This is a genomic window from Aromatoleum sp., assembly GCF_032027225.1.
Classification (GTDB): Bacteria; Pseudomonadota; Gammaproteobacteria; order Burkholderiales; family Rhodocyclaceae; genus Aromatoleum.
In genome coordinates this window covers 16,097-28,298 of sequence record NZ_JAVSMM010000019.1, presented here as the reverse complement: position 1 = coordinate 28,298, position 12,202 = coordinate 16,097, and the positions used below count along the sequence as shown (strand labels likewise).

At 66.2% G+C, this 12,202-nt stretch carries 7 protein-coding genes and 1 tRNA gene; 7 read left to right on the top strand and 1 reads right to left on the bottom strand.

Annotation, left to right across the window (positions count from 1 at the left end):
- Positions 1-248: 248 nt before the first annotated feature.
- Positions 249-1,781 (bottom strand): fumarate hydratase, encoded by a 1,533-nt coding sequence (locus tag ROZ37_RS17865; protein WP_312661375.1) that lies wholly within the window; start codon positions 1,779-1,781, stop codon positions 249-251.
- A gap of 262 nt (positions 1,782-2,043) precedes the next feature.
- Here ROZ37_RS17865 and acs point away from each other — a divergent pair, with 262 nt between their 5' ends.
- From acs to ROZ37_RS17830, 7 genes are all read left to right on the top strand, one after another.
- Positions 2,044-4,020 carry an acetate--CoA ligase gene (gene acs, locus ROZ37_RS17860; protein WP_312661373.1) on the top strand — a complete coding sequence of 659 codons (1,977 nt, stop codon included), beginning with the start codon at positions 2,044-2,046 and terminating at the stop codon, positions 4,018-4,020.
- 207 nt (positions 4,021-4,227) lie between these two features.
- Entirely contained in the window at positions 4,228-4,425 is a 198-nt protein-coding gene (locus ROZ37_RS17855; RefSeq protein ID WP_312661372.1) for a hypothetical protein, read from the top strand.
- Positions 4,426-4,434: 9 nt separating this feature from the next.
- Positions 4,435-7,179, top strand: a complete 2,745-nt coding sequence (locus ROZ37_RS17850; RefSeq protein ID WP_312661370.1) for a sensor histidine kinase — start codon at positions 4,435-4,437, stop codon at positions 7,177-7,179.
- Between the two features lie 42 nt (positions 7,180-7,221).
- Positions 7,222-7,593: a response regulator gene (locus ROZ37_RS17845; RefSeq protein WP_312661369.1), complete on the top strand. Its 372-nt coding sequence runs from the start codon at positions 7,222-7,224 to the stop codon at positions 7,591-7,593.
- Positions 7,594-7,596: 3 nt separating this feature from the next.
- On the top strand, positions 7,597-9,765 hold the full coding sequence (locus ROZ37_RS17840) for an exonuclease domain-containing protein (protein ID WP_312661367.1): 2,169 nt from the start codon (positions 7,597-7,599) through the stop codon (positions 9,763-9,765).
- A gap of 63 nt (positions 9,766-9,828) precedes the next feature.
- Positions 9,829-11,877: a sodium:solute symporter family protein gene (locus tag ROZ37_RS17835; protein WP_312661366.1), complete on the top strand. Its 2,049-nt coding sequence runs from the start codon at positions 9,829-9,831 to the stop codon at positions 11,875-11,877.
- A 153-nt stretch (positions 11,878-12,030) separates the two neighbouring features.
- Positions 12,031-12,121 (top strand) — tRNA-Ser (locus ROZ37_RS17830).
- The last annotated feature ends 81 nt before the right edge of the window (positions 12,122-12,202 follow it).

The window sequence follows — 12,202 nt, the reverse complement described above, 5'->3', positions numbered from 1 at the left end:
GGGAATAATTCCCACATCGATCGAGCCTAGGTTTGCGCAGTGCGAGGATCAAGCAAGTATTCGGCGGACTTTGTTTCCGCATGTTGAACCGATTCACGCATCTGTCCGATACATGAGCGGGATGTCTCCCTCGGCGATACTGCGTCTTGGCGCCGGCGCGTGCGCTCAAGGTTTCGGCTGTAGTGCGCACGAAAAAGAAGAGCCCGACCAGCTTCCCGGTCGGGCTCTCGCGATACAGCGGGGACGCGTCAGGCGACGGCGACCGGAATCCCGCCGATCTTCGCCTGCCACTCCTTCGGGCCGGTCTCATGCACGCTCGTGCCGGTCGAATCGACCGCGACGGTAACCGGCATGTCCTGCACGTCGAACTCGTAGATCGCTTCCATGCCGAGGTCCGCGAAGCCGACGACCTTCGCGCTCTTGATCGCCTTCGCGACGAGGTAGGCTGCGCCGCCGACCGCCATCAGGTAGGCCGACTTGTTGTCGCGGATCGCGTCGATCGCCGTCGGGCCGCGCTCGGCCTTGCCGACCATCGAGATCAGGCCGGTCTGTTCGAGCATCATGCGGGTGAACTTGTCCATCCGCGTCGCGGTGGTCGGGCCGGCGGGGCCGACGACTTCGTCGCGCACCGGGTCGACCGGGCCGACGTAATAGATCACGCGGTTCGTGAAGTCGACCGGCAGCTTCTCGCCCTTCGCGAGCATGTCCTGGATGCGCTTGTGCGCGGCGTCGCGGCCGGTCAGCATCTTGCCGTTCAGGAGCAGCACCTGGCCGGGCTTCCACGACGCGACTTCTTCCTTCGTCAGCGTGTCGAGATTCACGCGCGTCGCGACCTTCGTGTCGGCCTGCCACGTGACGTCCGGCCAGTCCTCGAGCTTCGGCGGCTCGAGCTTCGCCGGGCCGGAGCCGTCGAGCTCGAAATGCACGTGGCGCGTCGCGGCGCAGTTCGGGATCATCGCGACCGGCAGGCTCGCCGCGTGCGTCGGGTAGTCGAGGATCTTGACGTCGAGCACGGTGGTGAGGCCGCCGAGGCCCTGCGCGCCGATGCCGAGCGCATTGACCTTGTCCATCAGCTCGAGGCGCAGTTCCTCGACGCGCGAAAGCGCAGCGCCCGACGCGGCTTTCGCACGCAGCTCGTGGATGTCGACCGGCGCCATCAGCGACTCCTTCGCCAGCAGCATCGCCTTCTCGGGCGTGCCGCCGATGCCGATGCCGAGGATGCCCGGCGGGCACCAGCCGGCGCCCATCGTCGGCACGGTCTTCAGCACCCAGTCGACGATCGAGTCGGACGGATTCAGCGCGTAGAACTTCGATTTGTTCTCCGAGCCGCCGCCCTTGGCCGCACAGGTCACTTCGACGTGGTCGCCGGGGACGATCTCGTAATGCACGACGGCCGGCGTGTTGTCCTTGCTGTTCTGGCGCTTGCCGGCCGGGTCGAGCAGCACCGAGGCGCGCAGCTTGTTGTCGGCGTTGGTGTACGCGCGGCGCACGCCCTCGTTGACCATCTCCTGGACGCTCATCCTGACGTCCCACTGCACGTTCATGCCGACCTTGAGGAACACCACCGCGATGCCCGTGTCCTGGCAGATGGGGCGATGGCCTTCGGCGCACATGCGCGAGTTCGTCAGGATCTGCGCGATCGCGTCCTTGGCCGCCGGGTTTTCCTCGCGCTCCCACGCTTCGCCCAGAGCCTTGATGTAGTCGAGCGGGTGGTAGCAGCTGATGTACTGGAAGGCATCCGCGACGGACTGAATCAGGTCTTCTTCGCGAATCACGGTCATGGGGCTTCTCCAAGGTTGGGCGGAAACAATGGGACGCAATTCTAGCAGCCGATGCCGGCGGCCGCTGCCCCGCGGGGTCGGTCGCACGGCCCTTCCTCCGTCCTCGCGGTGCTGCAAGGGCCGGTGTAAGTCGTGCGTAAGATAGCTATCCTTTAATGCACACCCAGATCGCGAACCCGTTCGCGAACGAAAAAACAGGCTGGAACCAACCGGCCGCCCGCGACGGGCAGCTTCAATTCAGAACAGATGAGGAGAGGTCAGTATGTCGAACGAGCAACAGCAAAGCCGCATGTACATGCCGTCGGAAGAGATGGTCAAGAACGCCGCGGTGTCCGGGATGGATGCCTACCGCGCGCTGTGCAAGGAAGCGGAAGACGACTACGAGGGCTTCTGGGCGCGCAATGCCCGGGAACTGGTCGAATGGAAGAAGCCCTTCACGCAAGTTCTCGACGAAAGCAACGCGCCGTTCTTCAAGTGGTTCGCCGACGGCCAGCTCAACGTCTCTTACAACTGCCTCGACCGCAACGTCAATAACGGCCTCGGCGACAAGGTCGCGATCATCTTCGAAGCCGACAACGGCGAAGTCACCCGCGTTACCTACAAGGATCTGCTGGCGCGCGTCAGCAAGTTCGGAAACGCGCTGCGCGGCATGGGCGTGAAGAAGGGCGACCGCGTCGTCATCTACCTGCCGATGTCGATCGAAGGCGTCGTCGCGATGCAGGCCTGCGCCCGCATCGGCGCGACCCACTCGATCGTGTTCGGCGGCTTCTCGGCGCAGGCGCTGCGCGACCGCATCAACGACGCCGGCGCCGTCGCGCTGATCACCGCCGACGGCCAGCACCGCGGCGGCAAGGCGCTGCCGCTGAAGCCGATCGCCGACGAAGCGCTGGCGATGGGCGGCTGCGAATCGATCAAGAACGTCATCGTCGTCAAGCGCACCGGTGCCGCGACCGCGATGGAGCAGGGCCGCGACCAGTGGTTCCACGACGTCTGCGCGAACCAGTCCGAGACCTGCGAGCCGGAATGGGTCGACGCCGAGCATCCGCTGTTCCTGCTTTACACGTCCGGTTCGACCGGCAAGCCGAAAGGCGTTCAGCATTCGACGGGCGGCTACCTGCTGCACGCGATCATGTCGATGAAGTACACCTTCGACATCAAGCCGAATGACGTCTTCTGGTGCACCGCCGACATCGGCTGGGTCACCGGCCACACTTTCATCACCTACGGCCCGCTCGCCTGCGGCACGACGGAGATCGTGTTCGAGGGCGTGCCAACCTACCCGGACGCCGGCCGCTTCTGGAAGATGATCCAGGACCACAAGGTCACGGTGTTCTACACCGCGCCGACCGCGATCCGCTCGCTGATCAAGGCCGCGGAAAACAACCCGGACGTGCATCCGAAGAAGTACGACCTGTCGTCGCTGCGCCTCCTCGGTTCGGTCGGCGAGCCGATCAACCCGGCGGCGTGGGAATGGTATTACGAGAACGTCGGCGGCGGCCGCTGCCCGATCGTCGATACCTTCTGGCAGACCGAAACCGGCGCGCACATGATCACGCCGCTGCCGGGCGCGACGCCGCTGGTGCCGGGCTCCTGCACGCTGCCGTTCCCGGGCATCATCGCCGCGGTCGTCGATGAAACCGGTACCGAGGTGCCGAACGGCCAGGGCGGCATTCTCGTCGTCAAGCGTCCGTGGCCGTCGATGATCCGCACGATCTGGGGCGACCCCGAGCGCTTCAAGAAGTCGTACTACCCGGACGACTTCAAAGGCAAGCTGTATCTCGCCGGCGACGGGGCGATCCGCGACAAGGACAGCGGCTACTTCACGATCACCGGCCGCATCGACGACGTGCTGAACGTCTCCGGCCACCGCATGGGCACGATGGAGATCGAGTCGGCGCTCGTCGCGCACGAGAAGGTCGCCGAGGCGGCCGTCGTCGGTCGCCCCGACGACGTCACCGGCGAGGCGGTCGTCGCGTTCGTCGTGCTGAAGGGCGACCGCCCGACCGGCGAGGAAGCGAAGGCCGTCATCAAGGAGCTGCAGAACTGGGTCGGTCGGGAGATCGGGCCGATCGCGAAGCCCAAGGACATCCGCTTCGGCGAGAACCTGCCGAAGACCCGCTCGGGCAAGATCATGCGCCGGCTGCTGCGCCAGCTGGCGAAGGGGGAGGAGATCACCCAGGACACGTCGACCCTCGAGAATCCGGCGATCCTGGACCAGCTCGGCCAGCCGGCGAGCTGACCCCTTCCGGGGTACGGAGCCCGCAGAGGTTCCGGCCCCGAGCAGTACAAACGGAGCGAGGCACGGCTTTGGCCGGCAGACGGGAGGAGGAGAAGGCGCACGCGAGTGCGCCTTCTTTTTTTCGTGTACGTCCCTGATGGGGCGGGCGCGCAGGACGGGCGCGGCGGACGGCTATAATTCTTTCCCCTGTCATCCTCGGAGCGCGCGATGCGCAAGGGACTTGCCGCGCAGCGACTGGTCGCCGTGTTTCTGACGGGTGCGCTGCTGTTCAACTATCCGGTGCTGTCGTTGTTCGACCGGGCCGAACGCTGGTTCGGGATGCCGATGCTGTGGCTGTTCCTGTTCGGGACCTGGGCCGCGCTGCTCGCCGTCGTCGCGTGGATCGTCGAACGTGGCGCACGCTGAGGTAGTCCGATGCTGAGCGGCCCGCTCGTCGTCGGCGTTTCGTTCGCGTACCTGCTGCTGCTGTTCGCCGTCGCGTATTTCGCCGACCGGCGTGCCGAAATGGGGCGCTCGGTGATCGCGAATCCGTGGACCTACGCGCTGTCGATGGCGGTCTATTGCACCGCGTGGACCTACTTCGGCAGCGTCGGGCGCGCGGCATCGGGGGGCGTATGGTTCCTGCCGATCTACCTCGGGCCGACGCTCGCGATGACGCTTTCGTGGGTCGTGTTGCTGAAGATGATCCGCATCGCGAAGACCTACCGCATCACGTCGATCGCCGACTTCATCGCCAGCCGCTACGGCAAGAGCCATCTCCTCGGCGGCCTCGTCACCATCATCGCGGTGATCGGCATGGTGCCGTACATCGCGCTGCAGCTGAAGGCGGTATCCAGCGGTTACGCGGTGCTGACCGGCGAGCGCGACGAGCGCTTCTTCCCGATGCAGACGGACAACTGGTTGCAGGACGGCACGCTGTACGTCGCATTGACGCTGGCGGTGTTCACCGTGCTGTTCGGCACGCGCCACCTCGACGCGACCGAGCGGCATGAAGGCATGGTCGCCGCGATCGCCTTCGAGTCGGTGGTCAAGCTCGTCGCCTTCCTCGTCGTCGGCGCGTTCGTCACCTGGGGCGTGTACGGCGGCTTCGGCGACGTGTTCGCGCGCGCGTCCGCCGACCCGGATCTCGCCGGGCTGCTCGGCATCGGCAGCGCGAGCAGCGCCGGCTACGGCGGCTGGTTCGCGCTGACGCTGCTCGCGATGCTGTCGGTGATCTTCCTGCCGCGCCAGTTCCAGGTCACCGTCGTCGAGAACGTGAACGAGCAGCACCTGCGCCACGCGACCTGGCTCTTCCCGGCGTATCTGCTGCTGATCAATGTCTTCGTGCTGCCGATCGCGCTCGGCGGGTTGTTGTATTTCGGTCGCGGCGCCGTGGACCCCGACACCTTCGTGCTGTCGCTGCCGCTCGCTCAGGGGCAGACGGGACTCGCGCTGCTCGCGTTCGTCGGCGGATTGTCCGCCGCGACCGGCATGGTCATCGTCGAGACGATCGCGGTATCGACGATGGTCTGCAACGACCTCGTGATGCCGGTGCTGCTCCACAGCCGCTGGTTCACCCGTCGCGCGCATCCCGATCTCACCGGACTGCTGCTAGGCATCCGCCGCGGTGCGATCATCGGCGTGCTGCTGCTCGGCTACCTGTATTTCCGCCTCGCCGGCGAAGCCTACGCGCTCGCGAGCATCGGCTTGATCAGCTTCGCGGCGGTCGCGCAATTCGCGCCGGCAATGCTTGGCGGCATGTACTGGCGCGGCGGCACACGCCTGGGCGCGCTCGCCGGGCTGATCGCCGGCTTCGTCGTCTGGGCTTACACGCTGATGCTGCCGTCGGTCGCGAAATCCGGCTGGCTCGACGCAGCCTTTGTCGAACATGGCCTCTTCGGCCTCGCGCTGCTGAAGCCCGAACAGCTTTTCGGCCTCGCCGGCCTCGACAACATCACCCATGCACTGTTCTGGAGCCTGGCGGCGAACATCGGCTGTTATGTCTTCGTCTCGCTGCTGCGCGAACCGACGGGGCAGGAGGCGAGTCAGGCGACGTTGTTCGTCGATGTCTTCCGGCGCGGCCGTACGGCGCCGGCGGCGTTCTGGCGCGGATCGGCCGAAGTCAGCGACCTGCTGCCGCTCGTCGCGCGTTTCCTCGGCGCGGCGCGCGCCGAGCGCGCCTTCGCCGAGTTCGCGCGCGAGCGCGGCGTCGCGCGCGTCGAAGACCTGAAAGCCGACGCCGGCCTCGTGCAGTTCGCCGAAACGCAGCTCGCCGGCGCGATCGGCAGCGCATCGGCGCGGGTGATGGTCGCGTCCGTCGCGCAGGAAGAGCCGCTCGGGCTCGACGAAGTCATGAACATCCTCGATGAAGCGTCGCAGGTCCGCGCGTATTCGCACGAGCTCGAGGAAAAGTCGCGCGCGCTCGAAGCGGCGACCGCGGAGCTGCGCGCGGCGAACGAACGCCTGACCGAGCTCGACCGCCTCAAGGACGACTTCATGTCGTCGGTCTCGCATGAATTGCGCACGCCGCTGACGTCGATCCGCGCGTTCTCCGAAATGCTGCTCGATGATCCGAAGATCGACCTCGCCGACCGCTCCCGCTTCCTCGGCATCATCGTGTCCGAAACTGAGCGGCTGACGCGGCTCGTCAACCAGGTTCTCGATCTCGCGAAGATCGAATCGGGCCATGCGGAATGGCACAACACCGATATCGACCTGCGGGCGCTCGTCGAGCACGCGGTGGAGACGACGGCGCAGCTCTTCCAGGACCGGGGCGCGACGGTCGAGCTCGTGCTCCCCGCCGAGGCGCCCCACGTGCTGGCGGACCACGACCGCCTCGTCCAGGTCTTGCTGAACCTGCTCGCGAACGCGGCGAAGTTCGTTCCCGTCGAAGGGGGACGGGTGAAGGTCGTACTCAGCCGGGATGCGGCGCAGGCGCGCGTCGACGTGACCGACAACGGCCCCGGCATCGACGCCGCGCTTCATGCGGTGATCTTCGAGAAGTTCCGCCAGGGCGGCGACGAGCGTTCGCGACCGCAGGGAACGGGCCTCGGTCTGCCGATCAGCCGCCAGATCGTCGAACATTTCGGCGGCCGCTTGTGGGTGAGCTCGACGCCCGGCGCGGGCGCGACGTTTTCCTTCGTTCTGCCGCTCCCGACGGCCGACACGCGGCGCCTATGACGGCCACCCGATGACTTAGAATGTCGGGGGAGAGGGGAAAGCATGAGCAAAAAAATACTGATCGCCGACGATGAGCAAAACATCGTCATTTCGCTCGAGTTCCTGATGAAACGGGAAGGGTATGCGGTTTCGATCGCGAACGACGGCGAGGAAGCGGTCGCGATGATCCGTTCGGAACAGCCCGACCTCGTGCTGCTCGACGTGATGATGCCGAAGAAGAGCGGCTTCGAGGTGTGCCAGGAAGTCAAGTCCGATCCGCGGCTGCAGGGGGTCCGGATCCTCATGTTGACGGCGAAGGGGCGCGATACGGAAGTGGCGAAGGGGCTGGCGCTCGGTGCCGACGGCTACATGACGAAGCCGTTTTCGACGAAGGAGCTCGTGGAGCGCGTCCGCAACATGCTGGCCGCCGCCTGATCGATGGTCGCTCGCACCCGTTTCGTGCTCGCGGTGATCGTGCTCGGTCTGCTGATGACCGGGCCATTCGTCGTCACCGCGCTGCTCGTGTGGCTCGAGGCCAAGGGGCCGACCCGCGCGCTGCTGATCGAGGCTGTCGCACCGCACTTGCCGCTCGGCGCACTGATGACCTTGCTCGGTTTCGCGGTCGGGGTTGCGATCGTGCGCAATCTGTTTCGCCAGTACGTGCAGGGTTTGCTGCGGATGGCGGAGAACCTGAGCCTGATGCTGGTCGCGAACCGGGAGTTCCGCGTCCAGGAGAGCGGTCCACCGGAAGTGCGCGCGCTCGCCCGTCACGCCAACGCGCTCGCCGAGCAGCGGGACGCGCTGCTGCAGGACGTCGAGGCGCAAATCGCGCGCGCGAAGCACTCGGTGGAGGAGGAGAAAAACCGCCTTGCCGCCCTGATGTCCGAACTCACGCAAAGCGTCGTCGTTTGCAACCTCGACGGGCGCATCCTGCTCTACAACCATCGGGCACGGACGCAGTTCCGCGCGCTGTCGGACGCACCGGGTGTCGCCGACGGCGGCGAACTGATCGGACTCGGCCGGTCGATCTATGGCGTGTTCGAGCGCAACCTGATCACGCACGCGCTGGAGACGATCGAACAACGCCTGCAGCGCAGCAAAACCCAGGCGGTCGCGAACTTCGTGACGACGACGCGCGCTGGCCAATTGCTGCGCGTGCAGATGGCGCCCGTGCTGTCGGTCGGCCAGGAGGGGGATGGTGAGCGCAGCGTCACCGGCTTCATCCTGATGCTGGACAACATCACCCGCACGTTCGAAACCGAGTCGCGCCGCGACCAGATGCTGCATTCGCTTACCGAGGGCAATCGTGCCGCCCTTGCGAATGTCCGCGCCGCGGCGGAGATGCTCGAATACCCGGACTTGCAGGACGAATTGCGCGCGCGGTTCCGCAAGGTGATCCGCGACGACGTCGCCGCGATGAGCGCCAGGCTCGACCGCACCGCGAACGAGTTCGCCGACTCGCTGAAGGCGCGCTGGCCACTCGAGGAAATGCTCGGCGCCGACCTGATTGCCGCCGCGCAGCGCCGCATCGAACAGGTCGTGAGGCTGCCGACGAAGCTCGAGGACGTCGACGAATCGCTGTGGGTGAAAGTCGACAGCTTCTCGCTGATGCAGGCGCTTACCTATCTTGCGAACCGCCTGTCGGACGAGTTCGAAGTGCGCGAGGTGCGCTTTCGGCTGACCGGCGCGGGACGGCTCGTGCATCTGGACCTGATCTGGTCCGGCCAGGCGATGAGCACCGAAACCGTGATGAGCTGGGAGCTGGAGCCGATGCACATCGGCGACGACACCAGCCCGTTGACGGTGCGCGACGTCATCGAGCGCCATGACGGCGAGATGTGGCTCGAGCGCGAGAAGGTCCGGCACCGCGCGTTCTTCCGCATCCTGCTCCCCGCCGCCGTGCCGCAGGCGGTAGCCGAGGCGCCGGTCCCGGCTGAAGGCGAGGGGCGGCCCGAGTACTACGATTTCGACCTTTTCAATTGGTCGGAGAAGTCCCGGGCGCTCGACGAGCGCCTGCTCTCCGAGCTCGCTTACACCGTGTTCGACACCGAGACGACCGGGCTCAACCCGTCGAACGGAGACGAGATCATCCAGATCGGGGCGACGCGGATCGTCAATGGCAAGCTGCGGCGTCAGGAGTCGTTCGAGCAACTCATCGATCCGCGGCGGGATCTGCCCGAGGAGTCGATCCGCATCCACGGCATCACGCCCGACATGTTGTCCGGGCAGCCGCCGATCGCGAAAGTGCTGCCCGCCTTTCATGCGTTCGCGGCCGACACGGTGCTGATCGCGCACAATGCCGCGTTCGACATGCGCTTCCTGCAACTGAAGGAGAACCTCACCGGCATCCGCTTCGACCAGCCGGTGCTCGACACCTTGCTGCTGTCGGCGGTGATCCATCCGAACCAGGAGTCGCACCGGCTCGAGGCGATCGCCGAACGGCTGAACGTCCCCATCCAGGGGCGGCACACCGCGCTCGGCGATGCGACCGTCACCGCCGAAGTGTTCCTGAAGCTGATCCCGCTGCTCGCCGAAAAGGGCATCCGCACGCTGCGCGACGCCCGGCACGCGGCCGAGAAGTCTTACTACGCACGGGTGAATTATTGAGACCGGCCGCGCCTTCGACGGGCGGCGTTTCTCGGGCGACCGCGTGACCGAGAAATCGATGAAATGACGACCCCCGCGCTGTTCTCCCGCCGCCTGCGCCGCTATTACTCGTGGTACACGGTCGGCTTCATCATCTTCGTCGGGCTGCTCGCGATCGGCGAGCACCTAGGCCTCTCCGCGGGGGTGATCGGCCACATCTTTCTGTTCGCGACCATCGCGATCTACGCCGGCATTGGAGTGATGAGCCGCACCTCGGACGTGTCGGAGTACTACGTCGCCGGGCGCCGCGTGCCGGCGGTCTTCAACGGTATGGCGACCGCGGCCGACTGGATGAGCGCCGCGTCGTACATCGGTCTCGCCGGTACGCTGTATTTCGCCGGCTTCGAAGGCCTCGCGTTCGTGACCGGCTGGACCGGCGGTTTTGTCCTCGTCGCGCTGCTGCTCGCGCCGTATCTGCGCAAGTTCGGGCAATACACGATTCCGGATTTCCTCGGTGCGCGCTACGAGGGGAACGTCGCGCGGCTCGTCGGCCTCGGTGCGACCGTGCTCGCGAGCTTCGTCTATCTGGTCGCGCAGATCTACGGTGTCGGCCTGATCACGAGCCGCTTCGTCAGCGTCGAGTTCGAGATCGGGCTCTTCGTCGGCCTCGCCGGCATCCTCGTGTGCTCGTTCCTCGGCGGCATGCGCGCGGTCACTTGGACGCAGGTCGCGCAGTACGTGATCCTGATCTTTGCGTACCTCGTTCCGGTCGTGATCCTGTCGTATAAGGTCACCGGCGTGCCGGTCCCGCCCGCCGTCTACGGCAGCGTGCTCGACAAGCTGTCGAAGAAGGAATCGGAACTTTTCGTCGAGCCGCGGGAAGTCCAGGTGCGCGCGTTGTTCGGCCAGCGCGCACTCGAATACGAGCGGAAGATCGCGGCGCTCCCCGATTCGCTCGACGCGGAACGGCGCATCCTGATCGAGCGCCTCAACGACCTGCGACTCGGCAATGCGCCGGCGCGCGACATCGCACATCTGGAGCGTGCGCTGCGTGATCTGCCGAAAACGCCGCGCCAGGCGAGGGAAGCGTGGGAGCACGCCCGCGTCGCGGCGATGGAGCGCTCCCGCGCACCGCCGCGGCACGCCGAGGCGCATCCTGGCGTGACGCCCGAAGCGCGGCGTGACGCGCGGAACAATTTCCTGACCCTCGTGTTCGTCCTGATGGTCGGCACTGCCGCGCTGCCGCACATCCTCGTGCGCTACTACACGACGCCGACCGTCGTCGAGGCGCGCAAGTCGGTGTTCTGGTCGCTGTTCTTCATCTTCCTGCTCTACGTCACCGCGCCGGCCTACGCGGTGTTCGCGAAATGGGAGGTGTACAACAACGTCATCGGCTCGAGCCTTTCCTATCTTCCCGACTGGGTCGCGTCCTGGGGCAAGGTCGGCATGGTCTCGATCGAGGACATCAACAGCGACGGCTTCCTGCAGCTGGCCGAACTGAGCCTCAACACCGACGTCATCCTGCTCGCGACGCCCGAAATCGCCGGGCTGCCGTACGTCGTCTCCGGCCTCGTCGCCGCCGGCGGGCTCGCGGCCGCGCTGTCGACCGCGGACGGACTGCTGCTGACGATCTCGAACGCGTTGTCGCACGACTTCTACTACAAGGTCGTCAATCCGAGCGCCTCCACGCAACGCCGGCTGCTGATCTCGAAATCCCAACTGCTCGTCGTCGCCGTCGTCGCCGCGTGGGTCGCGTCGATGCGACCCGACAACATCCTGTTCATGGTCGGTCTCGCGTTCTCGATCGCCGCCGCGGCGTTTTTCCCCGCACTCGTGCTCGGGATCTTCTGGAAGCGCGCGAACCGGCCGGGCGCGGTGGCGGGGATGCTGATCGGTCTCGCCGTCACCGTCTATTACGCGGTGCGCACCCACTCGTTCTTTGGCGGATCGATGGAGCAGGCGTGGTTCGGCATCAACCCGATCTCGAGCGGCGTGTTCGGCGTTCCGCTCGGATTCGCGACGATCGTCGCCGTCAGCCTCCTCACGAAGCCGCCCCCGCAGGAGATCCAGGACCTCGTCGACTTCGTCCGCTACCCGCGGCTACCCTCCGGACCGTCGGCGCCGGGAGCCTGACTCCCGCAGCGGTCCTGCCGGGCGGACATGGCGCGAGAATCGACGGGGAGGTCTGCGCCGCACCGCCCGCGGCGGCAGCGCGGGGAGGGCAAGCCGCAGCAGAAGCCGGGGCTTTCGCGATCGACCCTTTCTGCTACAATGCGCGGCTTCCACGGAGAGGTGGATGAGTGGTTTAAGTCGCACGCCTGGAAAGCGTGTTCAGGGTAATACCCTGACGCGGGTTCGAATCCCGCCCTCTCCGCCAATCTGCAAAATGAGGCCCTGTTCCGACGGGGCCTTTTTGTTTTTTGTGCGCGGACTGGGCCCGCGCCAAACGTAGCGGCCT

What these genes read in the sequence shown, in the direction of transcription:
- ROZ37_RS17865 (WP_312661375.1), bottom strand. Translation starts at nt 1,781, where the DNA reads ATGACCGTGATTCGCGAAGAAGACCTGATTCAGTCCGTCGCGGATGCC.
- acs (WP_312661373.1), top strand. Translation starts at nt 2,044, where the DNA reads ATGTCGAACGAGCAACAGCAAAGCCGCATGTACATGCCGTCGGAAGAG.
- ROZ37_RS17855 (WP_312661372.1), top strand. Translation starts at nt 4,228, where the DNA reads ATGCGCAAGGGACTTGCCGCGCAGCGACTGGTCGCCGTGTTTCTGACG.
- ROZ37_RS17850 (WP_312661370.1), top strand. Translation starts at nt 4,435, where the DNA reads ATGCTGAGCGGCCCGCTCGTCGTCGGCGTTTCGTTCGCGTACCTGCTG.
- ROZ37_RS17845 (WP_312661369.1), top strand. Translation starts at nt 7,222, where the DNA reads ATGAGCAAAAAAATACTGATCGCCGACGATGAGCAAAACATCGTCATT.
- ROZ37_RS17840 (WP_312661367.1), top strand. Translation starts at nt 7,597, where the DNA reads ATGGTCGCTCGCACCCGTTTCGTGCTCGCGGTGATCGTGCTCGGTCTG.
- ROZ37_RS17835 (WP_312661366.1), top strand. Translation starts at nt 9,829, where the DNA reads ATGACGACCCCCGCGCTGTTCTCCCGCCGCCTGCGCCGCTATTACTCG.